The organism is Undibacterium sp. RuRC25W (assembly GCF_049339825.1).
GTDB lineage: Bacteria > Pseudomonadota > Gammaproteobacteria > Burkholderiales > Burkholderiaceae_D > Undibacterium.
Map to the genome: position 1 here is coordinate 37,885 of NZ_JBMPPD010000016.1, position 24,473 is coordinate 62,357.

The following is a 24,473-nucleotide window of genomic DNA, read 5'->3' on the forward strand; positions in this document are numbered from 1 at the left end:
TAATTAAATTCCGAGACCAACACCAAGCTCAGGCACACCCTCAAAAGACATCACAGAACGCGCTGATTCAACCAACTGCGTCGCCAAACGAGAAAAAGCTACTGAAGCACGTGCTTTTGGAAAAGCATCAATCACCGACTGCCCCAGACTGGCGGCTTTTCTGACGTGATCGTCTTCCGGTACATATCCAATATAGTTCAAAGGTACAGCCAGATAGCGACTGGCAGCCTGCGCCATATTTGTATAGATCAATGTTGCTTCCTTCTCGGACACACCAGAAACCAAGATACTAAAAGAACGCCGACCAAGTCTGCCACTCATTCGCTTAATCAAGCCGTAAGCATTTTTAATTGCTGCCGGATCTGCCGATACTTGTATTACTACCTCGCTATGATCTAGCGCTGAAAGCGGAAACCCATTATCGTCATTAAGATTAACGTCCACCACGACCAAATCGGCCCGCTGAGCAACGATATCAAACACCTTCGATAACTGTCTTGCCGTTTCAGGCGACAACTCCGACACCATACTTGCTTTTCGTGACAACATCGTCACTGATAAGCCAGAAGCCACTATTTTAATGGCCTCTTGCATTGTACGCTGTTGTCTCGCGACATCCAATAAGCTGATGTCATTTTGCGCACTTAACCACGTACCAATACTGCTCGGGGCGGATCTGGCATCCAACATCGTAATCTTCTGACCTTGGCGCGCCAGAGAAACACCAAGATTGACTAACATTGCACTTTTTTCTTCATCTTTAAGTGCTGACAAAAATGTGAATACACGTGGCTTTGGCACCGCCAACATGCGGCGCAGTCCTTCTGCTTGATCGACATTAGCCAAAGGACACCTCTCTCGCAGCGGATGATGCTGCACTACCATTGCCCACAGCAGCCGACATTAAGAGCGGCAATTCATCATCAAGATACTTAAATGCAGCGGTTTCACGCTTCAATTTAAAGGCGCGATCAATCAAATACTGCTTATTAGCCACATGCAAATCTTCCGGAACGCGCTGACCGCTAGCGACATAATATAAAGTCAGTTTTTGACGAATTGCAATATCAAGGGCACCACCGATCGTCGCTGCCTCATCCAATTTAGTCAGGATACAGCCAGCTAAACCACTACCCTGATAAGCGCGCACAACCTCACTGAGTGTTTCACCCGTCGACGTTGCGTTTAGACATAATAAACGCTTAACACCTGTATCAGCACCGGAAAGCATCGCCACCTGATCGGTGACCATTTTATCGCGCTGACTCACACCGACAGTATCAATCAATACGGTGTGTTTATTTTTGAGTTCGGACAAAGCAATACGCAAATCGCTCTCATCTTTGACCGCGTGCACCATAACACCAAGGATTTTTCCGTAAATACGTAATTGTTCATAACCGCCAATACGATATCCATCCGTCGTGATCAAGGCCAACTTCGATGGTCCGTGACGCATTACGCAGCGCGCCGCCAGTTTTGCTGTCGTCGTTGTCTTACCAACACCAGTAGGCCCCACCAATGCGTACACACCGCCTTTTTCCAAAATTTCACTCTCATTGTCGATCGCCGACAGGTTGCGAGCGAGAATAGATTTAATCCATTCGATACCGTTTTGAACGTTATCATTATCCGGCATTTTTGCAACCATAAAACGTGACAAACTGGCACTCAACCCTGTAGCCAGCATTTCTCTTAACACTTCAGCTTTTTGTGGCTGACGTTGCTGCGTGTTCGTCCACGACAATTCCGCCAATTGCGATTCAAGCATACTGCGCATTGAGCGAATTTCACTCATGACGTCAGTCATTTCGCTTGTGCGGACGAAGTCTGGCGCAGACCGAGGCTGCGCGAATCCTGAAGATTCAAAGCTAGAGCGATCTTGAGGCGCCTGAAATCCCGCTGGAGAAAATACTTTACTTTCAGCTCGAAAAGGTGGCGTGATAACAGCCGCTTCAGGTACGATCTGCGGGTTATGTTTAGGCATCGTCGATGGTGGAATGGCACTTGCCACATCTCCTTCCATGGCGAGAATCTCAACGTTACCATCGACATTGCGGTTCGACAAAATAACAGCATCCGCACCTAAAGCCTCTCTCAGCATGCGTAGCGCTTCGCGCGACGTTTTGGCAGTAAATTTTCTAACGTTCATGACTGACCTCCAACAAGACTGGTGACTTTAATCGTTTTCGTTTCTGGTAATTCCGCATGCGATAACACTTTCAATTGTGGCAAAGTGCGGCGCAGGAATCTGGACAACAATGCCCGTAATGGTGCTGGCACAAGTAAAACTGGCGTAACGCCCATTTGCTCTTGATGTTTAGCCGCGATATCGGCCTGGCTCGACAACGTATCAGCGAGTCCGGGCTCGATACCTGCGCCATCAGCCCCGCCAGTATTCAAGGCCTGCATCAACAAACGCTCAAGGCGACTATCCAATGTCATTACTGTCAATTCATTTGTGCCCGGGAAAATTTGTTGTACGATGGCTCGTCCCAATACGACTCGTACACGAGCAGTCAACTCATTTGCATCCTGGGTATGCATTGCATGCTCAGACAACGCCTCAATAATCGAGCGCATATCTCGGATATGAACGCCTTCCACAAGCAGATTTTGTAAGACTTTTTGCAGTGTCGACAATGGCAACAATTTAGGAATAAGGTCTTCCACCATTTTTGGCATTTCCTTAGCCAGATGATCAAGCAATGCCTGAACTTCCTGACGTCCAAGCAAGTCAGCCGCATTTGTAGTAATGACATGATTCAAATGTGTAGCAATGACGGTACTAGCATCCACAACGGTATAACCCATTGTTTGCGCGTGCTCTTTCATGCTTGCATCAATCCACACTGCAGGCAAACCAAAAGCGGGATCCGTCGTTGCTGGACCAGGTAAAGGACCTGCAACCATACCAGGGTTAATCGCAAGGAACTGCCCATTCATCGCCTCACCAGCACCCACCTCCACGCCCTTCAGCGCGATCCTATATGCGGACGGTTTAAGCTCAAGGTTGTCGCGGATATGTACTGGTGGCGACAAGAAACCAACCTCTTGTGCAAATTTTTTGCGAACACCTTTGATACGGCGCAACAACTCTCCACCCTGCGACTTATCAACAAGCGGAATCAGACGATAGCCAACTTCGAGACCCAAAGTATCAACAGGCAAAACGTCTTGCCAGGTAGCCTCCTCCATTTCTGCCGCTGGTGGCGGTGGCGCGTCTTGTTTGACTGGTTCTTGCGCTGCAACCTCAATACGTTTGCGCACCATGTAACCCGCACCACCCAAGGCGGAAGCCAAAAGAACGAATGCAATGTGCGGCATACCAGGAATAATACCCATACCACCAATAATTGCTGCGGTGATAAACATCACTTGCGGTTTGGCAAACAACTGACCAATCAACTGTCCACTGATATCCTGATCACTGGCAACGCGGGATACGACAACGCCGGCTGCGGTAGAAATAATCAATGATGGAATCTGCGCCACAAGACCGTCACCGATCGCCAACAAGGTGTAATTTTTCAGTGCATCTGCAAAGTCCAGATCATGCTGCACCATACCGACGACAAGTCCACCAACAACGTTAATCACCGTCACCATAATGCCGGCAACCGCGTCACCACGAACATATTTACTTGCACCATCCATCGCGCCATAAAATTCTGCTTCTTGGGCGACTTCTGTACGGCGACGACGCGCCTCTTGTTCTACAATCAAACCTGCATTCAAATCAGCATCAATCGCCATTTGCTTACCTGGCATTGCATCCAACGCAAACCGCGCACCAACCTCAGCAATACGTCCAGCACCTTTCGTCACAACAGTAAAGTTGATGATCGTCAAAATCACAAAAACGACAATACCGACGGCATAATTGCCACCAATCAGAAAATGTCCAAATGCCTCAATCACTTTACCTGCTGCATCAGGACCGGTATGCCCTTCGGTCAAAACAATCCGCGTTGACGCCACGTTCAAGGACAAACGCAGCATGGTACTTACCAATAACACAGTCGGAAAAACCATAAAATCTAATGGCTTTACGGTATATAAACTGGTCAGCAAAACAATCACAGCAATCGCAATATTGAAACTGAAAAAGATATCCAGAGCAAACGCCGGCAAAGGCAAAATCATCATGGACAACATCAAAATGATCAGCAATGGTGCTGCCAATGCCCGACCATTGAGCCCGTTTAACCAAAGTGGTAGCTTCAGGCTGTTCATTCGATAACTCCTATTTGATTATTTGGATCTAATTCTTCTGGCACGTTGAGTTCGCGCGGCACCTCTGGTCTGACACCACCGCTACTACGGAAAGTACGCAATTGATAAACATAAGCCAGAACTTCCGCTACTGCGCCATATAATGCTTCTGGAATCTCATCACCCAGATCAGTGTGCTTGTATAACGCACGTGCCAGTGGTGGCGCCTCCAATAGAGGCACATTGTTTTCTTTCGCCAGTTCACGAATTTTCGCTGCCACTTCATCCGCACCTTTCGCCACAACTTTAGGCGCTCGGTTGCCCCCTTCCGTGTATTTCAAGGCCACAGCAAAGTGCGTCGGATTAGTGACGACAACGTCCGCAGTCGGAATCTCTGCCATCATCCGACGCCGCGCCATTTCACGTTGTTGCTGACGAATCTTGGCTTTAATTTGCGGATTACCGTTCGCTTCTTTTGATTCTTGAATGACTTCCTGACGTGTCATCTTGAGTTTATTGGCGTATTGCCACATTTGGTAAGGCGCATCCACCGCTGCAATAGCAACTAGCGCCCCAACGATAGAGATAAAACTTATCAGCAGCATCCGGCCTACATGTGGAATACCATTGGCAAGGTCCTCAAGAGCCAAACCAAAAATAGCTTCTTTTTGATGAGAAATCACCATCCATGCAACCGCGCCGACGAGAATCGTTTTAACAATCGCTTTTAACAACTCGACTAAAGCGCGCACGGAGATCATATTCCCCAATCCAGAAATAGGATTAAGCCGCCCAAAGTTTGGCTGCAAGGCTTTAGCACTGAATAACCAACCACCGATCAACACCGGCGAGCCGAGTGCCACGATCACTAAAACTGCGGCAATAGGGGCAAATGCAATGACAACACTCAATAAGTGCGTCGCGACTTGCATAATCAAAAGATTAAAATCAAACGCTGCCTCACGCTCAAAACTCAGTCCAGAAATCAGATTTTGCTGCAACTGATTCACCATACCGCCACCCATCGCCCAAAAAGCACCCCCTGCAGCGAACAAAATGGCACATGTAGAAAGCTCACGAGAACGCGGCACATCCCCTTCTTCGCGCGCCTGCTCGAGGCGCTTCGACGAGGCCGGTTCTGTTTTTTCGAGATCGCTTTCTTCGGCCATTGCCAACTCCTGTCATTTCCATAAAGCAATAATTGCTTTATTTACGCAAAGATACAGGTGTGATTATTGAATATCAGAAGAGAGTTAGATGCGACGAATAAGGGAGTAAATACCCGTTTATTCAATCACTGAGCCATTTCAGAGGGAAAATGGCGGCAAAATTGATGCAGATCGTCCTGATCAGACCACAAAAAAACACCGCCCAGCGACGAAGAACCTGCAATGAATAAATTACGCTGACTTAATCGCTTGTACAAGCAGAGGCCATACCGCCTGATGAGAACGGCGAAACCAATCGATATGTCCGAGCGATTTCAGACCAAACTGGGCTGGACGCACACAGTGAACCTGTTTTTCTGCACTTGGGAAAGTCGACATCAGATTATCAACCGTTTTCGCATTCGCAATGTCATCGTCTTCGGCATAGAAGGCAATAATAGGCATGCCAACATCCCGATGAAAATCCATTTCACTGCGACCACGTATCGCGTTAGTCGCATAGCCTCCTGCAGCACACCACTCGCCCCACTGCAGAGCGACACGCGAGGGCAGATTTTCACCCAATCCGATGACAGCGGTCGGACCATAACCAAGTAATTTGATTCCAATTGGGACAAACAACCTTAAACCAAAGCGGGCTTTGATAGAAAACGCCCAGCGCATACGAGAAAACCAACCCGTCGATACCGACACACCAACAACACGCGCGATTTTCGCGTGGTTAGGCATCAATCCCATCATCTGTCCGCCTGCGCTATGCCCTAGCAATACTACTTGCTCGCTCGCTGTACGCGCCAGTAAGCATTCAAGCGCCGCAACTTGGTCCTGGCACCCCCAATCCTCCAAACTGGCCTGTGACCGCTTTAACTCTCCTCTCAGGGATAAGCCAATTCCACGATAATCAAACACCAACACATCATGCCCCTGCTCGCTGAGCCACGATGCAAATCGAAAATAAAAATGCTGCTTAACGCCGGTCGCCGGACAAATCAGCACCGGCAACTCAGTACTCTCGACACTGCGACGAAAAAAATGAGCCACAAGCGATACGCCGTCGGCACAGTTGATTTCAATACGGTCAGGTTCTTGCGCAGCAGTATTCATATTGGATAAATTTTTCGACAAATAAATGAAACGACGTGACATGGATAGAAGAATTTCTCATGATAGTAACCCGAGAATTTGGTTCTTTCGTAGAGTTACAGTTCTAGTCTGACCTCATCGCAGCACGCCCGCCCATCTAGGAAGCCCTCTAAGCAGCGCTATCCATCAAGCACAAACAAGCAAGCAAGCGCGAGGTATAATTTAAGGATAGGACATGACCAAAACACGCAGGAGATGCAATGAAAAAATTACCCATCTTGGCAACCTTGTTGCTTACGCTCTTCGGCAGTCAAGCAAGCTTCGCCGATGAAACTATCGTCATGCTGCGCCACGGAGAAAAACCAGCTGCAGGTCTTGGTCAACTCAACTGCCAGGGTCTGAACCGCTCTCTCGCTTTACCTCGGGTACTGCAGCAAAAATTCGGGACACCTGCAGCGATTTTTGCTCCCAACCCAGGCATTCAAAAGAACGATCGTGGCACGCTCTACAATTACATTCGCCCGCTGGCAACCATAGAACCGACTGCCATCTCTCTACAACTTCCGATTAACACGCAATTCGGGTTAGATGACATTACTGAACTTCTGAAAGCCGTGATCACGCCTGACTACGCAAATGCCACCATCTTCATCGCTTGGGAACATCGCCTAGCAGAAGAGGCAGCGCGTAAAATGTTGACAACCAATGATGGCGACCCAACAAGTGTTCCGTATTGGGATGGCAATGACTTCGACAGCATTTATATCGTGACAATTAAAATCAATGAACAAGGCAAACGTGTTGCCAGCTTCCGCCTAGATAAGCAAGAATTAAACAATTTACCCGATTCTTGTCCGAAATAACGAGCAGATTGTTTTTTTGATAGTTTTCAGTGCGCGATGAGCACTATATAAGCTCGGTTTTGAACACGGGCTTTTTTATGCAAAATGGGAGTGAAAAACAAAAAACCCTGCAAAGCCTTGATTTCTCTAGCTTTGCAGGGTTTTCTGCGTTACGTCTGATGTCGATATGGTGCCGAGGCCGGAATCACAAATTAAACTTAACCATTTGATTTTTATAGATAAAAAATATTTCTCAAAATAAAATACCAACAAATGTACCAACAAAAATTAAAACATCTCAATTTGTTATTAAATTGCAACACCAAATCGGATAAATACATTAATTTGCAACTTAGGCATTGAGGAGTAGTCTTGCCTACTCGAAAATCCACTCAACTGATATAAATCACAGGTACTTCTGATTTCCAAAGTCACCAATCACACGCGACCTTTTGAGTTCCAACCAATAGTTGCAGTTAACTCAAGTTTTATTACAAATTCAATAAGTATTTTCTCTCACCAGAGGTGGCGTCATAACTATTTGGTAATTTACCGTTAATCAAACCTTTTAGCTGGAGTGTTCATTTCTTGACTAGCGCTCATACATTTTGCGACGAATAAGGTTCATCTTTTTAGGTTAGGATAGCTTGCCCGCATCGCGAAAATCTACGTTGAGGTTTCGCAACTATTTCCTTTGCTTCGACATCGTATAACCAATTGGCACCGGTTTGAATTGCCTTTTTGTACCATTTCGGCGTTGTTCAGATCGAAGTTGCTGGTAATCGATCTCTCCTATCACATAGTAGTCGCTCACCCCTCCTTTGACTTGTACGACATCTCGAGCATAGTCTTGAACCGCAGGTGCCCTGATCCGACTATCGCCAAACTTACGATTATTAGCCTGAACGACGAAAGCATGCAAATCGTTGGCACTAGACTCAACAAGAGAAGAAAAAGTTTTTGTGTCCGGATTCCACTCTAGAGCAAACAACGTGTCTATCTCACCTCGAAGTGAATTACGATGCAAAATGTTTGTAAGATCACTGCAAATGAGTACCGAAAAATAGAAGTCTCGGTGACAGTACAGTGTCGGTTTGGCTTTCGCGCCGGTGGGCCTGTAGAGTTCCCCTGCCTTTAACTTTTTAAGTCCCTGCTTCTCTGCGTGCGCGGGCTCGAACTTTGACTGCAAAACTACCACGCTGCTTGCATACCCTGGCCAGTCAGTCGTCAATGACACCAAGCTATCGTTCCTCAGCTTTTTGTTAGTCCGATCACGGTGATATTCGACACCAGCCAGCATAGATACACCGTTGGCTGCGAGCTTCCTAGCAGCACGAAGTGCCCATCGCAGTGGAATACTTAACTCCGGCATCACAATATAATCTGGTCGCTTCTGCTCCTTCAGTATTCGATTAATCAATCCATTAAAGGCAACATATCGGCTTACGGACCTATCCTGAATTCCGCATGCTGCCGCAGCCCATTGATCCTCTGAAGTCTCCAGACTTGTCAAAGCAACCCTAATACGTTCCCTCGGTCGCCCTGGGGCAATAAAGCGTATCGTCGGAGAGTCTTCATCATTTGGCGAATACCCGATTGGTCCGGCAGTGACCACCTCGGCACCTCGAATGAATCGGATGACACTCTTAAAGAGTGCTGAGTCTGATAGGACTGCTGGCGCCACGAGGCCAATCTCGTCAATGCGAAGCGGGCGAGTAGGAAATGCCAATGCAGGCCAATGAGGAACTTTCAGATCAGTAGCATCTTGCCGGAAACGTCGTATTGCGCCAAGTCGCAGTTGCCGTCGCACTTCCATTTCGCGAGGAACTTTCGGGCCTTTCTCATCAACCTGCTGATATTGGAACCAGTGTTCTTTGTATGGTCGGCGCCCCCAATCGGAGAGCAGCACTTGATTCACCAAAGTTTCGAGTGATCTAACAGAGGCTGGAACCCTGACATGGCTGCTCAGCTTTTTAATCTTACGAAGAACACTCAGGTAGCCACCACTCAATTCCGCCGACCGGAGAGTCCCAGCCTGAAGTCCAGCCTGCAACAAAGCGTGTGCGTATTGTTCAAGACAAAGTTGGAATCCGGCCTCCTGATCAAATTGACCAAGCGAGGTTGTTGATCGAAGAAGAATTGAAATCTCGACTAGATCAAGAACTAGCCGTTTGGCTCTCTGAATGTCCCCGCAGCTAAGCATTAAGCCAAAAACGCGTGGGATATAGCCGAAGTAGTCAAAGAACCCTACTGGCGTCACCACATGACGACTGACTAGACCATAAAACTCCTCGCGCAGCGATTGCCATGAATTAGGCGCCAAATCTGCCGCATAAGTTTCAATGTCGCTAAGTAGAAGAGAGAACCCTAGTCTTCTAACCGAAACCACATCGGCTTTTCTGAGCGCATCTGCCTGCAACGCAGCATTTGGAGTTGCAAGAAGAGCTCGAGATGCCATTGCAATTCCCGACTCGGGCACAAATGGCAGTAGTCTGTACTCACTTGACTGCTGCCGGATTTGATCTCTGATGTGATGAACAAGGTCGGAGCCGTGTGCGGACGAGAGCGCAAAAATCTTCTGTTTCGGGCCAGCAAAAACAAGCTCCGAGTCCTTGGCATATGGCAGATTAATGACTAAAGAATCCGGAGACCCAGCAGTCCTTCTAACTGATACGAGTGGATTTAATGCTTCTGCAATGCGAGCAGTTACGGGCTGAGCGCCATGATCTCGTCCCTTCGAATCCAAAACCAAGAAAATGTCATCAACATAACGACCGTAGTACATGGGTTCAAGGTTGGTAACAACTGTACGATCAAACTCAGAGAGCAGTACATTAGCTATGATCTTCGAAGCCGAAAGGCCCACTGGAGTTGCGCCATCTGGGCGATGGGCGTGGTCCGGAGTGCTTTGATACCAAGTGTCAATTGCGCAAAGCAATCGTTTCGTGAATCGCTTCTCTGCAGATGTAAGTGTCAACCCGATAGATTCCAAGAAAGCCTTTCTCAGCAGAAACTTCGGCGAAACACGGTGATAGAACTTCTCGATATCCATCGTGATGGCAAGAATACTACTTCCAGCATCAAGTGCACGATTCATGGATGATAACCCCCGTTCTCGCCAATCTCGATAAGCAGAGAAGTACGGAACAAACAGTCCAGGCGTCGAAAAATTCACACCTGGAGCATTAATTCTTTCGTCGGGAAGACCACTGCTTGATCTTCTAAGCCGATTTCCAAAAGAGGTTTCTCTATCCAATGCCGCGTCAAAAAGATGTCCAACGAACAATATCCACAATGCCGATACAATTTGGAAATCGACTGTAGGCCGAATTACCAAACGAAGTGCTGCGAGGGCTGGTTCTTCCGACTCATCGAAGCGGTATTGCCAGTCTTCTCTTGGATCCAACGCCCGGAAGTGACCATCATTACTCAAGTCCCATGCACTGCAATCAATCGACTTTGGCAAATAAGCGTGATCACCGATAAAATTCGAATCTGTCGACCAAGTAGCTGATGGTTCCAGCAAGCGTGATCGGAGTCTACGGAGATTTACATCTAAATCCTGTTCATACCTTGTAAATGCTAGGGCATGAAAGTGGGTATTTTCATAAAAAGCCTCTGATTTAGCCTTCCTATATGCAACATACAAACTTCCTAGGCTGAACATTTCCGAATGTGACACTGACATTTTTATCCTTTACTGAGGTCCACATAGGCCACTTTGAGTGACCTAGACCCTGTCTTTATCTACTTCTTGTAGTCCTTGGTGCGACAGGTCAATCACCCAAAACTTGGATTATCTGACCTGCCGAAAAAAGTTCCACCTAACACGACCTCACACTAAAGCCTAGTTAACTCTCAAGGTCCATTGGACCCAGTGACGCAGCCCAGAGCTCGATTGCAAATAAAGGCGATGTCACCTCGTTTGGAACTGGTCGAACGGATTTTTCGTTTGTTCATGAGGTTATTCCGCGCCTTGATCGACTTGTTTGAGCTCAGCGAACTTAGAGGCCATAGTTGGGTTCCCACGAGTAAGTTTTTTTATGGTGACATCCTGCGCTTTGTCGTTGGCTAGTCGCAAATTGCGGTCTGCACCGAGCAGGGCATCTTTAGTTTTTTGAAAATGGTCTATCGATTTGTCGATTTCGTCGATGGCTGTTTGAAAACGACGCGAAGCCAGATCATAATTTTTGCCAAATGCATCCTTGAAGTCATCAAGCTGGTTTTCAAAGTTCGTGATATCGATGCTCTGTGACTTTACCAATGTCAATTCGGTTTTATATTTGAAGGAGTTCAAGGCTGCGTTGCGTAGCAATGTTATGATCTGAATGAAGAACTGCGGACGAATTACGTACATCCTAGGGTATCGGTGCGATACATCTATGATGCCTGTGTTGTACAGTTCGCTCTCGGGCTCCAGCAGTGACACCAGCACCGCGTATTCGCAGCCCTTTTCGGTACGGTCTTTGTCCAGCTCTTTGAAAAAATCTTCGTTTTTTTTCTTTGTGGCAGTGGTATCGCTTTCATTCTTCATCTCAAACATTATCGAGACAATCTCTGTACCCGCCTCGTCCGTATCTTTGAAGATATAATCGCCCTTACTTCCGCTGCTTGCATCGTTGTCTTTTTCAAAGTAGGCGTATGGAAATGCTGTGGCGCGGAGGCGATTGAACTCGGTCTCGCAGTGCTGCTCGAGCGTTTCACCCACCATCTTGGTGGAAAGCTTAGCCTTGAAGTCTTTCAATCGTTCAATCGCTTCTTCACGCTCCTTGATCTGGAGTTCATATTTTTCTTTAAGCGACTGTTCTGCCAAGCGTTTTTCGAGCTTGGCTTGCTCAAGACGATTTTTGAACTCGTCCCGCTGCTTTTCGACCTCACTCACAGCTTGGGTAACTGCCAGTTCCCGGTCTTTTGTCGCCACGTTCAATTGAGCGCGCAGCGCTTGTATCTCGGCAGCACTGACCGCGCTGGCCTGCTGCACGCTGGGCTTGCGCCAAAGCGGTGGCAGCCTCACTATCGCGCCTAGCTTGTTCCAACTGGTGCACCAGAGCATCGCGCTCTTTTTCTGCACTGCTGAGCGCTTGAGCTATTGCGAGTCGTTGCTCTTGATTCGCAGCAACAACCTTCGCTTGTAAGGCAACTATCTCTGAATCCTTTGCTATGGCAGCTTGCTGAAACTCTGCAGCAAACCGTACCTTGACCAGCTCTAAAGCACTTTGTTTGTCCTTCTCTGCCAATTCAAGCCTGTCGTGCAGTTGCTGCTCAAACGCACTGTCGCGCACTTGCCTCAAGATGTCGGCGTAACCAGCTTCATCGATCTTGAAGGCTTTGTTGCAGTGGGGGCAGATAATTTCATTCATGTCTAGTTTCCTCTCACCTTAGCCAAAATTTGTATTAGCTGTTCCGGTACAGATCCAGCGGCCTTAAGGGTCGCCGTACGATAGGCTAGTTGATTTTTTGCGAGAGTAATACCTGTAACTATCTCGATTTGAGAGCAGGCGGCAACCCATTCTGGCCACTCTTCCGACAAGAGCGATTCGAGATGATCTTTAAAGATCGCCACTTCGTTCAATACGCGAGCTGTCGGAAAATCGTCCTCAGGTATGCCGAAATATCGCAGAAGCTTACGATTTTCAGATACATGGTTGTTCCGCTCTTTTTCGATTTCTTCAAGCTTCTTGTTTTTTGCCTTTGCGCGAGCCTCAAAGCCCCCATCTGCATCAAATAATGCATAGACGGGCACACCGATTGCACTGAGGATCGCATGTGCAAGTGGGATGTTTGTTTTTGAACCTACAGGTACAATCGAGACACCAGCAACTTCAAGCGATCCAGGTGAAGTTCTGTCACTGATACCATAGAAGACGGAAGATTCTGTCGGCCCCTCAACCAAGAACGCGCTGTTGGCAAAAAGAGCCGAGGAAAGTTGTTCCGCCACATTGTGGTCAAGTCTCCGATCAACCACGTCTGGGTCCACTATCCCTTTAAGTTTGGCTTTAACATCCGCAACGGTTGCCCAATGAACCGAGACTACAGGTATTTCATCAGCCGACCTAGTGAGTCGCCTAACCTGACTGAAATAGCGCGCTTCAAGAAAATAGGGACTGTGCGTCGCATAAGTCACCTGAATGCACTTCTCTGGGTCTTCTACAAGAGAGCGGAGCACTTTTGCAAATGCCTGCGCCTGAATTGGGTGTTGAAATAGTTCCGGCTCTTCAATGGCTAAGCAGATGACCCCGTCATTAGACGCTGCACCCGACTGAGCCAAAAGCTGCAGAGCCGAGATCAGAATCGTCCTCTGAAATCCATGCCCTTGTCGTTCTACGGCTGTCTCGGTTACACCATCGAGAACCGCCACTTCGAAAGAGGTCTTAGGAGCCTTAAGTTCAACTTCTGCTGGAGAAACCGTGACAGCACGACCCGGCGAGTAGGACGCAACGACTGCGTTAAGCTTAGTCGTCATTGCATTGAGCTGAACCTTGAACTTATCCTCATACACCTTCTGTTGCTTTGCCCGAGACTCCTCGACAATCCTCGCAATCTCTTCATCAGCTGCGGCACGGTCCACTGAACGCTCTAGGATACGGCCGATGATGCTAGATTTGCCGTCAACTGACTCCTCTCTGGCGCGCAGGTCTGCGGTTACTAAGACGAAGTCAAAAAGTCCGCTCATTTTGCCTCCGCTATTAAAGCCGAAAAAGTTGGTCTGAAGCGCTTCTAGAGCATCCTCGAGCTTTTCTGTGTTTGCCGCTTCCCAGGTTGTCATCGCTTCCTCTACGGCAGGGCCTGTGTTCGCAACTGGCAGGCCTAGCTCTGGACGGCTGGCTCGGAGTTCTTTGTATAGGTCCTTCTTTACGGTTGCGCCAGCCGCGGCTTTGATGGCGTTGAATTCAGGAAAACTCTTTGCGTTGGCAGAAAGCACGTCAGCCCCTTCTGGGGAGCGACGTCTCCAAGCTGTAAATGTGGCTGCACCTTTTGGAGTGTACTTACCAAGCGCATCCCGATCCTTGGCGGTGAGATCACAAAACGTAACTTGGACTTCAATTGTGTCATCAGACGCTCCAAATGAGCAGTCTTTTTCAGTTAATACCCCAGGTTTGCCGTTGAAAAACCAATCAAGCGCATGCAGCACAGTCGATTTGCCTGCGCCATTTGGTCCGATGAAGGTCGTCACCGAGTCGAAAGGGATCGTTACGTCTTTTAGTGCCCGGAAATTCTTGATGCAAACAGATTGAATCTTCATTACAGTATTACCCTCCTGAGTCCGTGCTTCTATCTTGTAAATACTTCAGCAATTTCAATTCAACTTTTTCTCCCTCAGTTTGGCGTTGAGCTCTACCTTTGGGTTGAATTGTCTCTCGTTGACTAGAACGCTTGCGGCTTTCAAGCTTACAGAGATGCTTGGACGATCCAATAGTCAAGCGCTAAAGTCATCGCAGCCCACTAAAAGTCTCTCAGCAAACTTACTCTCGAAAAGTAGCTGCTACACAGAGGAAACCTGATAAATGGGCGCACTGCCGCGATTAGCCTTGTGTCGCATCCATTCTGCGCACTCCTCTGCAATTGCGCGCTGAGTCAGCTTGTTGGGCAATTGAATCTCGCACTCACACCCAAACGACTCCGTTAGCAGTTAGCATTCGGACTGTGGAATTCTTTACTTTCCTTGCGAAGCCTGTAGGTGACCTCTTTTGTAGTGAACGTCGGCGAGGGAAAAATGAATTGAAGCTCATCGATTTTCTCTAGTTCAGGCTTCCGCGCCACATATGATCCTTCACTTTAATCAACAGAAAATTACATATTTTTGGTTCCGTCTTTTCCGCTAAACATAACCACCAAAATCGCCCACTAACATGACCCGCAACTTCATAGAATTTGTCTGCAAATGTGGAGCATGACGAAAATAGTCGTACCAAATATCAAATGCTTGACCTTCACTGTCTGAAGAGCATCAAACTGCCCCCAATACCTATCAAATGCCAACGCTTTTCAAAAGCCACAGATCAAGCCATTTGCCGAATATTAATTTCCAACAATAAGCAGGGACCTCGAATATTCACCGTAACGATAACTTTACCTGCTCGATTGAATCAATTTCGTCGGGCCATTACCACGTGGTGCAAATACGTGCTCTAACGATCACTTGAAAGTAAATAACAGTGCCATTTATTCCAACTCATTGACTCATGCAATAATGAGAGATATAAAAAAAACATTATCAATTTTAACAGATTAAAGCATTTCTGTGAGCTGATAACATTTGGGGTACGCCATCAAGAACGCCACCGTTTTTATCGAGATATATCAAGAAAGAGTAGTTAATTATTTACCTCATAGGCAATTCGGCACAAATAGCCTTCCCTGAAGGAGTATTGCTCCCCTTAATAAATCCACAACAAACATGCTATTTCTCAGCTTTCCGAGGTGCGCAAATATAACAACGTTTTCTTTGCGCACTATCTGCGCACCTTGGACATTTTTGATAGGTGCGACACTTAACTTCCAGCTTTTTGCATCACCTGAACGACAAATGATTGATTTCGACAAAGAAAACGACTATATCGCACCATCAGATGATCATCTATAAATCAAAAGACAAAGCATCAAGAATCTGAAAATCAAAGACATACCTGGCATATCTATAAAGCAGTTCAGTTTTTGAACTTGACAAATCAATTCAGTCGAAAGTAAAAAAATGAGCGGAACCTATTGATTTATATAGATTTCCGCTCAATTTCAATGACTCATTTCCTTGTTAATATTTTGTAGCGATGGAAAGGTCCTATGTTCAGATAATGAATTGGAAAATTCAATCTCCAATACATTTATTGAAGCAATATATGCATCATTCTGTACAGGCGACTTTTTCTTGGCTTGCTTTTGCACACCATCAGCTTTCAACTTACTGCAACCATTAGTTAAAGCCAATTTCGCCTCTGCAACGGTTTTAAACGCCTTATATTCATCAGTAACCTTTACCGCCTGAATACCAAGTTTTGGAATATCAAATACGGGTAAATCTGTGAACCTATAAAGAGAACACACCCGAGTTCCCTGCTTCAAGCCACCAGCCCTCGTTAAGGAAATAAATCCCAAGGACCGCAACTCATAAAGTGCCTTACACAAGGTAGCAGGCGACTTCCAACCCCTATGCTTCAAATCAGAAAGTACAGCGCTAATATTTCCGTTATTGTTACCGTTGTACGTTATTCTCATATCTATCAGCAATACTTTTGCAGAGGCACTAAGAACTCGATACGCTGGCGAATTCAATAGTTCATGATACAACGCAACATACCGCCCCAATTGACCACCGCTCCTCTTAAGCTTTGCCATGATCATCTTCCTCGATTATTGAAATACGATCATGATTGGTTATTTCGATAGCGGCTCTCAATAAATACATCTACTTCTGATGCACTCCAGACAGTGACCGAATCACCCAATTTAAATGGCTTTGGAAACTTACCCTCCCGCACCCAGCGCCAAATTGTCGCTGGGCTCACGGGGAGTTTCCCCGGTTTATTTGCTGTGGTTGCTAACTCGCTGATTCTGATAACTCGTTGTGACATGAAATACCCCTTTAAGATACGCCGTAGCGCTGAGGGGATGAACTATGCACGAACAAAAATCAGAAAGCACTTACACCGTAGCGGCACAGTACGTACTTTGCCGCTACAGTTCATATCAATCTCGCAACCATTTCCTTGATATCGTTTGCTCCGTTACCTTTAACGGGTCTCCTTTCGTATCAACAAAACTATTGGCTACGATGTGCACATACACACGTGCAAAAGCGGACTTATTATTTCCATATTCTTGACGCTCACTACGCCATCTCTGCCTTATAAATACTTCTGCTTGCCTAAAGCCTTCATTTTTCTTCTTACCACCATCACTGGCGTTCATTCTCGCAGCGTTACGCTTCGCTTCTTTCTGGTGGTTCTTGAAGCTCACTTCCGCCTCAGAACGGATATCAATAATTTGTTTGTCTAGCAGGATTTTCTTTGCAAGGACTACTGCCTCCATTGCATCAATAACAAAATCTGCAATAAAGCTTAGTTGGCGTTGGTAGTCGTACACAAGTGAGTTTTGGGTTGAATTTTTTTGATCCTGAAAGATCCAATATGCCACCGTATCCAAATCGATTAATGCGTTGATTGCGAGTGCATTGGCTATATCTTCATAACTTCCGAATGAATCACCCAAATCGAGCAATACGTCAATTCGATCGAAGTCCTCCGCCTTAGAAACAGGACATTGATCGTGTTTTGAGTCTGGCCAGTTTTTAAGAAGATATACAATCTCTTCATACGATGAATTTGGAGGCGCATAATTTAACTCCCAGCCTCCGTGCTCACATATATTTTTAGCACGACAATGAATTTCTTCTTCTATTAAAAATTCAATCTCTTCGTCGATTCTTCGTTGTACAGTTTCAGCCAACTTAGCCCTCTCAACAAGAGGAATGTCGTTCAAAATACTATCTGCCATCCAATGGATGTATTTGATTTTTTTAAAACCAATAACTCTATGCTGGTTTAAAAACAAATCTAAATTTTCGAAGTAGTTACTACTCATCAGTCCACCATATAAATCAAATGCATCACAAGCTACGAAGAAACCGGTTCACCACTTGAATTTCGCAATTGATCCAAATAGTTTGCCCAGGTCTGCATCATGTTATAGCGCGCAGGCAAGTGAGCGGTTCGGTTATAAGCCCTACCGTTAGGATCTTTGACCGCATGCGCTAATTGATGCTCAATTAAGTCCACGCGCTGCTCGAGAACCTCATCCATGATCGTTCTAGCCATTGCTCTAAAACCATGACCGGTCATTACCTCTTTTGCATATCCTAAGCTTCTCAAGGCAGCATTGATCGTGTTTTCACTCATACAACGGTCACCAGTTCGAATGCTTGGAAAGACATACTTTCCATGCCCAGTTATCAAATGCATGCCCCGCAAAATCTCAACCGCTTGAGTCGAAAGAGGTACGATATGATCAAGTCCCATTTTCATCTTTACACCCGGAATTCGCCATTCGGCGAGCTCCAAGTCTATCTCTGACCATTCTGCCGATCGAAGCTCACCAGGACGGACAAAAACCAATGGAGCAAGACGCAAAGCGGCTTTGGCATATGGGTGGCCAGAGTAGGAATATATTGCACGCATTAGTTTTGCGACCTCAGATGGCTCTGTTATCGCGGCATAATTAGTACTCTTAGCGACTGTGAGCGCACCTCTTAGATCAGCTGTGATATCCCGCTCAGCCAAGCCAGCTGCCACAGCAAAACGCATTACCTGCCCGCACACCTGCTTAATACGATGTGCCGAGTCAATCGCCCCTCTGGCCTCGATTTTCTGCAATAGAAATAAAATATCCCTAGGCTTCAAAGAGGATATAGCCGACTTACCAACAAATGGAAAGACGTCTTTGTTTAACCAATTCGTTACTTTTTCCTGAGTAGTCTCGGCGCGCGATGTAGCCGTTTTTGATAACCACGACAAAGCAACCGCTTCAAATGTATTTGTTGCATCTATCAATTGAGCATGCTTTTCAGACTTTTTCGCCTCGCCCGGATCAACTCCATCAGCAAGTTGCTCCCTCGCCCTCTCCCGCCTCTGACGTGCCTTAGCAAGTGAAACCTCTGGATATACACCTAATGCAAGGGTTTTTTGTTTGCCTAGGTATCTGTAGCTTAAGCGCCAGTACTTTCCAGCCCCCTTTACTAAAAGGAATAACCCATGCCCGTCAGAATGTTTATCACCTGCGGCGGATCCGGAGTGTTTTACTTGGCGTATGAATGTATCAGTTAATGGCATAAATCTCGGTGTTGGTATCTAAATTGATGGTATTTGTAAGTACCAACATAGATACCAATAAAATGTTGGTATCTGATGTTACCGCCTGAGACAGCTTAAGACAACAAAAAACCCGCCATACTAGGAAGCATGCGGGTTTTGAGATGATGTGATACTTGATAAAATGTGTGATTGGTGCCCGAGGCCGGAATCGAACCGGCACGCCCGCTATTAACGAAGCGGCGGATTTTAAGTCCGATGTGTCTACCTGTTTCACCACTCGGGCCCATCACTACAACATGCAATCTACGATTGCTTGCTCTGCATAGACAGCGTCTGGGACACTCTCTTTAATATGGAGGCGGGGGTCGGGATCGAACCGGCGTCTACGGCTTTGCAGGCCGCTGCATAACCACTTTGCTACCCCGCCAAGGGTGCGATTAATCTTACTAACTATCTTAGCTTGATTAATGTGCGGTACAACAACTACTGTAACAAAAAAGGGAAGCTGTGCTTCCCTTCAGAATCTGGAGCGGGAGAAGAGTCTCGAACTCTCGACCTCAACCTTGGCAAGGTTGCGCTCTACCAACTGAGCTACTCCCGCAGATACTGCGATACTTCAGGTACTACGCCATTTTGGAGCGGGAGAAGAGTCTCGAACTCTCGACCTCAACCTTGGCAAGGTTGCGCTCTACCAACTGAGCTACTCCCGCATCTGTACAACTTATTTCGCTGAGAAAACTTGGAGCGGGAAAAGAGGCTCGAACTCTCGACCTCAACCTTGGCAAGGTTGCGCTCTACCAACTGAGCTATTCCCGCATCAACGAAAGACCAGAATTATATAGTATTTCGAAAAACTGTCAAGTAAGCTACTTGAGATTCTCTGTGGATTCTTTAATTAACGGCCACGCTTTACGTAAGTAATAAAACATCGACCACACCGTTAACACTGCCGCGATCAACAAAAGCCACGAGCCTGGCAACACCATATCAACTCCAAATAGCGTGTCGTAATATAGGAGCATAGGAATCGCCAGCATTTGCGCCGCAGTTTTAATTTTACCCAGCGAACTGACTGCAACCGATTTGGATGCGCCAATCAATGCCATCCACTCACGCAACGCAGAAATCGTAATCTCGCGACCAATAATCACAAACGCAATAACTGCATTGACGCGATCCAATTGCACCAAAACCAATAGTGCCCCTGCCACCATCAACTTATCTGCAACAGGATCCAAAAAAGCACCGAAGGAAGAGGTCTGATTCCAACGACGCGCCAGAAAACCATCAAACCAGTCTGTCACCGCAGCGACGATAAAAATCAAGGTTGATGCCAACCCTTTTTGAAATGGATCCAACCATGTATCAGGCAAATAAAAAACACCGACAACAAGAGGAATTAACGCTACCCGTAACCAGGTAAGTAAGATAGGAAAATTAAATGGCATGACTTAATTATTTAGAATATTTCTCTGCATTATATTGATCTAACGGAGTCGCTTGTAAATTTCTTCTGCCAATTGGCGCGAAATACCTTCAACACTGGCAAGCTCTTCAACACTCGCATCGCTAACCCCCTTCAAACCGCCAAAACGCACTAATAATCGCTGACGACGTTTTGGTCCCACTCCTTCAATCTCTTCCAATTGCGATGTTTGCCTTGCTTTATCCCGCTTAGCACGCATACCCGTAATGGCAAACCGATGCGCCTCATCGCGAATATGCGCGATGAGCATCAGCGCGGCGGACTCTTTACCTAGTTCCTTTTCTTCGCGCCCATCAACAAATACCAAGGTTTCCAAGCCAACCTTACGCCCCTCCCCCTTGGAAACACCGACAATCAGACTAGTATCGAGCCCAAGCTCAACAAATACCTGCCTAGCCACCTCTACCTGCCCCTTGCCACCATCAATCAACACGACATCTGGCATTGTCGCCGAGGTCGGATCTTGATCCACGACTTTCTCATAGCGGCGAGTTAACACCTGGCGCATCGCCGCATAGTCGTCACCCGGCGTGATATCTTTGATGTTATAGCGTCGGTATTCGCTATTTTGCATCGCATGATGGTGAAATACGACACAAGATGCCTGTGTTGCCTCACCTTGGGTATGGCTAATATCAAAACATTCAATACGCAGCAATTCAATCTTATCTGCGTCTAGTTCCAACACGGTGGCCAAAGTACGCGTTCTGGCTTGCTGAGAACCTTGCTCTGACAGCAGCCTCGCCAGGGCCAGCTCGGCACCTTTAATCGCCATCTCAAGCCAAGCCCGACGTTGCTCTTGCGGTTGAAATGATAAATGAATTTTATGACCGCACTGTTCTGCCAACACCAACATCAAGTCCGGCGCATCCAGTGCAACATTCATGACGATCGTTAAGGGAATGAACTGGTCCACATAATGTTGCGCAAGGAAAGCGGCGATCACTTCGGCCTCAATCGATTCATCAGTGACAGCACGTACGTCGTCCACGTGACTAGGAAAATAAGCTCTGTCACCCAAATGCCGCCCTCCACGGATCATCGCCAGATTAACGCACGCGCGACCACCCTCTACGACCACCGCAATCACATCCAGATCGGCGTTACCGGTCGTCTCCATGCTTTGCTGATGCAATACTTTAGACAGCGCAGACATTTGATTGCGCACCACGGCTGCCTGTTCAAACTTCAGTTCTGCGGAAAAACCCAGCATCTTTGTTTCGAGATTTTGCATGACTTCCAACTGTCGTCCACGCAAAAAATCAGCGGCATTTTTGACATCCTGCTGATAATCTTCAGGCGTGATCAGATCCACACAAGGCGCACTGCACCGCTGGATCTGATGCAACAAGCAGGGTCTCGTACGATTAGCAAAAACACTATCCTCGCAACTTCTCAATAAAAACACACGCTGCAGAATCTGCATCGACTCCTTCACCGCCCAACCTGATGGAAACGGACCGAAATATTGGTGTTTTTTATCAACCGCACCACGGTAATAGGTCATGCGCGGTGTTTTTTCTGATGTAATTTTTAGATAAGGATAAGACTTATCATCCCGAAACAAAATGTTGTAGCGGGGACGTAACGCCTTAATCAGATTGTTTTCTAAGATTAACGCTTCCGCCTCACTGCGGGTCACCGTCGTTTCTAATCTGACGATCTTTTCGACCATCATCGCGATTCTGGGACTAGACAGGGTCTTTTGAAAATAACTGGTGACGCGCTTCTTTAAGTCTCGCGCTTTTCCGACATACAAGACCTGATCCTGCGCGTCAAAATAGCGATAAACGCCAGGCAAATGGGGTAACTGCGTAACTGTATCAACGACCTGCTGGCGAATATTTTCCGGAGTCTGTTCCATATCCAAGCTCATTTAAGTCCGCGCATTTTGTTCGACAATCACAAACGCCACCACCTGATCCACCTCATCACTAACGGAAACATGCGCACTCAAATAACGCTCATTCATCCAACATTGCAGATCATCACTCACCACCACCACCGGTCGCCCCTGATCACTGCTGAGCGTCTGCATATTGCGCAAGGTCATCGGCAACCGAACACCTGTACCGATTGCTTTTGAAAAAGCTTCTTTGGCGGCAAATCGGGTTGCAACATAGCGGATGCCACGTACCGGAGATTGTTGCTGACGCTCAAAAAAAGTCTGCAATTCCTGTTCCCCAAGTACTTTTTTGAGAAAACGATCACCACCGCGACTGACTGCGCGCGCTATTCGCTCAATAGAAACTATATCTGTACCAATACCGTAAATCACATGATCACCTAGCAGACAATCGCGACTTCACCAGCAATGCTTTCGTAGCACGCACTGCAACCTCCCAACCGCACAACAACGCTTGCGCCATGACAGCATCGTCAACACGCACCTGCACCACATCCTCAAGGTGTGCAATGAGCGCGATATCTTGCAACCGCAGGGACCCACCGACACTCACACTGAGACCGCGGCGTACGCATTCTGTCGCAACCGATGCGATCTGCGTCAGTTGCCGGGCACGCTGTGCATCATCCTTAGCCTCACACAACGAAGAACAATTCAGCCTGACAGCGGATATCCCCAATTGCGCAGCCGCTGCAATCTGCGCAACATCAGGCAACACATAGGCCGCCACTTGTTTACCGCAAGCATGCAATTTCTTCACAGCAGCGTCAGCTCCCAAGCATTGAGCGACGAGATCAACGACATCCACTGCGCCTTTCATCGGTGAACTTGAAACCAAACAGATCTGTCGTACTGATAACGTTGCAACCTGATCCAACATAACGTCCGCTGGCGCCACCTCTAGCTCGAAAGAACCGATCGAATTTCGAGATAGGAATTGCACGTCTGCTTCGATCGAAGACCATGTTGCCCCCTGAACAGAGAGCGAAATCTGATCCGCACCAGCCTCCTCTGCAAAGAGTGCAAGTTTGCGCAGATCGATCAGATCATTACCCAATTTTTCGCGCATCTCACGTACTGCATTCAAGCTAACACTCAGAGTAACTTGTTGACGCTGTTGATGGATATTCATAAGTTCTGCAAATCAATCAAAATTTGGCGGGTATTTAAAAATGCACCGTGCAAGTGGTGCGCGAGCAAGCTCCGCATCAGCATCTTGCTCTGAAATTGGGTTTGTAGATCTTGATAATCTCCAGAAACCATGTCGAGCAACGTCTTACCAATCACTACCGGCGCGGTGTCGGAGGCGGTTGATAGCCTGACACCTGTTTCAGGATCAACGACATAGCGAGCATCCGCCTGAACAGGCTCACGTTTACTCGTGCAAAAAGCGAGATCACTCAGCAAACCAGATTCACGCAACAACGATAACTCAAATTGGCGCAACACGGTCGTAGCGGGCTCATCATGCGCCAGTTGATTTAATGTGGAGACGTATTGATCAAACAGAATGGGATGCGCCTCATCACGCACCAGGAATTTCACCAGTAGTTCATTGAGATAAAAGCCGCATAGAAGCGCAGACTTTTCAAGAGGAAGCATCCCACCCACCCATTCAGCGGAAGTCAAAATCCGCATTTCAGACTTACCAGTCCAGGCAAACTGAAGTGGCTGGAAGGTTTGCAAAACACTCCGCAATTGAGAATGTGGACGCTTTGCACCCTTTGCAATTAAAGCGATCCGGCCATAATCACGTGTGAGCACGTCAACGATGACACTGGTTTCTTTGTAGGGCCAAGAGTGAAGTACAAAACCGGGTTGATTGGAAACCCGGCGTTCGCGTGCAGTTGTTTTTGCTGATAACAATTTGGTCTTGACGCTGCCTGATACCGTTTTGACGACAGACTCATCCACTCCATCCGGAGTAGTCTCATGGAGGCGTAAGACGACAGATTCCCCAGCACTCAT

General features: G+C 47.0%; 17 protein-coding genes, 5 tRNA genes and 1 pseudogene. 1 reads left to right on the forward strand and 22 read right to left on the reverse strand.

Annotated features, from left to right (window positions below):
- Positions 1 to 3: 3 nt before the first annotated feature.
- The 5 genes from ACO0KV_RS09265 to ACO0KV_RS09285 all read right to left on the reverse strand — a co-directional run bounded on the left by ACO0KV_RS09265 (position 4) and on the right by ACO0KV_RS09285 (position 6,530).
- Complete coding sequence (locus ACO0KV_RS09265; protein WP_423042091.1) at positions 4 to 846, reverse strand: MinD/ParA family ATP-binding protein; 843 nt, start codon at positions 844 to 846, stop codon at positions 4 to 6.
- The gene (gene flhF / locus ACO0KV_RS09270; protein ID WP_423042093.1) at positions 839 to 2,152 is read right to left on the reverse strand and encodes a flagellar biosynthesis protein FlhF; all 1,314 of its coding nucleotides are present in this window, start codon (positions 2,150 to 2,152) and stop codon (positions 839 to 841) included. The genes ACO0KV_RS09265 and flhF overlap by 8 nt, the downstream gene beginning before the upstream one ends.
- Positions 2,149 to 4,236, reverse strand: a complete 2,088-nt coding sequence (gene flhA, locus ACO0KV_RS09275) for a flagellar biosynthesis protein FlhA (RefSeq protein WP_423042095.1) — start codon at positions 4,234 to 4,236, stop codon at positions 2,149 to 2,151. Before flhA ends, flhF begins: the two co-directional genes overlap by 4 nt.
- Positions 4,233 to 5,384: a flagellar biosynthesis protein FlhB gene (flhB, locus tag ACO0KV_RS09280; RefSeq protein ID WP_423042097.1), complete on the reverse strand. Its 1,152-nt coding sequence runs from the start codon at positions 5,382 to 5,384 to the stop codon at positions 4,233 to 4,235. Before flhB ends, flhA begins: the two co-directional genes overlap by 4 nt.
- Positions 5,385 to 5,615: 231 nt before the next feature.
- The gene (locus ACO0KV_RS09285; RefSeq protein WP_423042099.1) at positions 5,616 to 6,530 is read right to left on the reverse strand and encodes an alpha/beta fold hydrolase; all 915 of its coding nucleotides are present in this window, start codon (positions 6,528 to 6,530) and stop codon (positions 5,616 to 5,618) included.
- Positions 6,531 to 6,727: 197 nt separating this feature from the next.
- Here ACO0KV_RS09285 and ACO0KV_RS09290 point away from each other — a divergent pair, with 197 nt between their 5' ends.
- On the forward strand, positions 6,728 to 7,330 hold the full coding sequence (locus tag ACO0KV_RS09290; protein WP_423042101.1) for a histidine phosphatase family protein: 603 nt from the start codon (positions 6,728 to 6,730) through the stop codon (positions 7,328 to 7,330).
- Between the two features lie 664 nt (positions 7,331 to 7,994).
- Here the strand turns inward: ACO0KV_RS09290 and ACO0KV_RS09295 are convergent.
- The 17 genes and pseudogenes from ACO0KV_RS09295 to recO all read right to left on the reverse strand — a co-directional run bounded on the left by ACO0KV_RS09295 (position 7,995) and on the right by recO (position 24,473).
- Positions 7,995 to 10,997 (reverse strand): RNA-directed DNA polymerase, encoded by a 3,003-nt coding sequence (locus ACO0KV_RS09295; protein WP_423042103.1) that lies wholly within the window; start codon positions 10,995 to 10,997, stop codon positions 7,995 to 7,997.
- 276 nt (positions 10,998 to 11,273) lie between these two features.
- Positions 11,274 to 12,669: pseudogene (locus ACO0KV_RS09300) on the reverse strand (DUF2130 domain-containing protein).
- Between the two features lie 2 nt (positions 12,670 to 12,671).
- Positions 12,672 to 14,552, reverse strand: a complete 1,881-nt coding sequence (locus tag ACO0KV_RS09305; RefSeq protein WP_423042105.1) for an ATP-dependent nuclease — start codon at positions 14,550 to 14,552, stop codon at positions 12,672 to 12,674.
- A 1,490-nt stretch (positions 14,553 to 16,042) separates the two neighbouring features.
- Positions 16,043 to 16,642: a hypothetical protein gene (locus tag ACO0KV_RS09310; RefSeq protein ID WP_423042107.1), complete on the reverse strand. Its 600-nt coding sequence runs from the start codon at positions 16,640 to 16,642 to the stop codon at positions 16,043 to 16,045.
- A 29-nt stretch (positions 16,643 to 16,671) separates the two neighbouring features.
- Positions 16,672 to 16,878, reverse strand: coding sequence for a helix-turn-helix transcriptional regulator (locus ACO0KV_RS09315; protein WP_423042109.1), 207 nt, complete (start codon positions 16,876 to 16,878; stop codon positions 16,672 to 16,674).
- A 115-nt stretch (positions 16,879 to 16,993) separates the two neighbouring features.
- Positions 16,994 to 17,887, reverse strand: a complete 894-nt coding sequence (locus tag ACO0KV_RS09320) for a hypothetical protein (protein WP_423042111.1) — start codon at positions 17,885 to 17,887, stop codon at positions 16,994 to 16,996.
- A 32-nt stretch (positions 17,888 to 17,919) separates the two neighbouring features.
- Positions 17,920 to 19,131, reverse strand: coding sequence for a tyrosine-type recombinase/integrase (locus ACO0KV_RS09325; RefSeq protein WP_423042113.1), 1,212 nt, complete (start codon positions 19,129 to 19,131; stop codon positions 17,920 to 17,922).
- 172 nt (positions 19,132 to 19,303) lie between these two features.
- Positions 19,304 to 19,396, reverse strand: a tRNA-Leu gene (locus tag ACO0KV_RS09330).
- Positions 19,397 to 19,466: 70 nt separating this feature from the next.
- Positions 19,467 to 19,540 (reverse strand) — tRNA-Cys (locus ACO0KV_RS09335).
- Positions 19,541 to 19,638: 98 nt separating this feature from the next.
- Positions 19,639 to 19,714 (reverse strand) — tRNA-Gly (locus tag ACO0KV_RS09340).
- 33 nt (positions 19,715 to 19,747) lie between these two features.
- Positions 19,748 to 19,823, reverse strand: a tRNA-Gly gene (locus ACO0KV_RS09345).
- A 30-nt stretch (positions 19,824 to 19,853) separates the two neighbouring features.
- Positions 19,854 to 19,929, reverse strand: a tRNA-Gly gene (locus tag ACO0KV_RS09350).
- 50 nt (positions 19,930 to 19,979) lie between these two features.
- On the reverse strand, positions 19,980 to 20,561 hold the full coding sequence (pgsA, locus tag ACO0KV_RS09355) for a CDP-diacylglycerol--glycerol-3-phosphate 3-phosphatidyltransferase (RefSeq protein WP_423042115.1): 582 nt from the start codon (positions 20,559 to 20,561) through the stop codon (positions 19,980 to 19,982).
- A gap of 39 nt (positions 20,562 to 20,600) precedes the next feature.
- Complete coding sequence (gene uvrC / locus ACO0KV_RS09360) at positions 20,601 to 22,463, reverse strand: excinuclease ABC subunit UvrC (protein WP_423042117.1); 1,863 nt, start codon at positions 22,461 to 22,463, stop codon at positions 20,601 to 20,603.
- Positions 22,464 to 22,475: 12 nt separating this feature from the next.
- Positions 22,476 to 22,877, reverse strand: a complete 402-nt coding sequence (gene acpS / locus ACO0KV_RS09365) for a holo-ACP synthase (RefSeq protein ID WP_423042119.1) — start codon at positions 22,875 to 22,877, stop codon at positions 22,476 to 22,478.
- Positions 22,878 to 22,881: 4 nt separating this feature from the next.
- Positions 22,882 to 23,637 (reverse strand): pyridoxine 5'-phosphate synthase, encoded by a 756-nt coding sequence (locus ACO0KV_RS09370; protein ID WP_423042121.1) that lies wholly within the window; start codon positions 23,635 to 23,637, stop codon positions 22,882 to 22,884.
- Entirely contained in the window at positions 23,634 to 24,473 is an 840-nt protein-coding gene (gene recO, locus ACO0KV_RS09375) for a DNA repair protein RecO (RefSeq protein ID WP_423042123.1), read from the reverse strand. Before recO ends, ACO0KV_RS09370 begins: the two co-directional genes overlap by 4 nt.

Bases quoted from the DNA above. Each gene is read 5' to 3' on its own strand.
- ACO0KV_RS09290 (WP_423042101.1), top strand. From the start codon at position 6,728: ATGAAAAAATTACCCATCTTGGCAACCTTGTTGCTTACGCTCTTCGGC.
- ACO0KV_RS09320 (WP_423042111.1), bottom strand. From the start codon at position 17,887: ATGAGTAGTAACTACTTCGAAAATTTAGATTTGTTTTTAAACCAGCAT.
- ACO0KV_RS09295 (WP_423042103.1), bottom strand. From the start codon at position 10,997: ATGTCAGTGTCACATTCGGAAATGTTCAGCCTAGGAAGTTTGTATGTT.
- ACO0KV_RS09305 (WP_423042105.1), bottom strand. From the start codon at position 14,552: ATGAAGATTCAATCTGTTTGCATCAAGAATTTCCGGGCACTAAAAGAC.
- ACO0KV_RS09310 (WP_423042107.1), bottom strand. From the start codon at position 16,642: ATGGCAAAGCTTAAGAGGAGCGGTGGTCAATTGGGGCGGTATGTTGCG.
- ACO0KV_RS09315 (WP_423042109.1), bottom strand. From the start codon at position 16,878: ATGTCACAACGAGTTATCAGAATCAGCGAGTTAGCAACCACAGCAAAT.
- ACO0KV_RS09285 (WP_423042099.1), bottom strand. From the start codon at position 6,530: ATGTCACGTCGTTTCATTTATTTGTCGAAAAATTTATCCAATATGAAT.
- uvrC (WP_423042117.1), bottom strand. From the start codon at position 22,463: ATGGAACAGACTCCGGAAAATATTCGCCAGCAGGTCGTTGATACAGTT.
- flhB (WP_423042097.1), bottom strand. From the start codon at position 5,384: ATGGCCGAAGAAAGCGATCTCGAAAAAACAGAACCGGCCTCGTCGAAG.
- flhA (WP_423042095.1), bottom strand. From the start codon at position 4,236: ATGAACAGCCTGAAGCTACCACTTTGGTTAAACGGGCTCAATGGTCGG.
- ACO0KV_RS09370 (WP_423042121.1), bottom strand. From the start codon at position 23,637: ATGAATATCCATCAACAGCGTCAACAAGTTACTCTGAGTGTTAGCTTG.
- ACO0KV_RS09325 (WP_423042113.1), bottom strand. From the start codon at position 19,131: ATGCCATTAACTGATACATTCATACGCCAAGTAAAACACTCCGGATCC.
- recO (WP_423042123.1), bottom strand. From the start codon at position 24,473: ATGAGTGCTGGGGAATCTGTCGTCTTACGCCTCCATGAGACTACTCCG.
- pgsA (WP_423042115.1), bottom strand. From the start codon at position 20,561: ATGCCATTTAATTTTCCTATCTTACTTACCTGGTTACGGGTAGCGTTA.
- flhF (WP_423042093.1), bottom strand. From the start codon at position 2,152: ATGAACGTTAGAAAATTTACTGCCAAAACGTCGCGCGAAGCGCTACGC.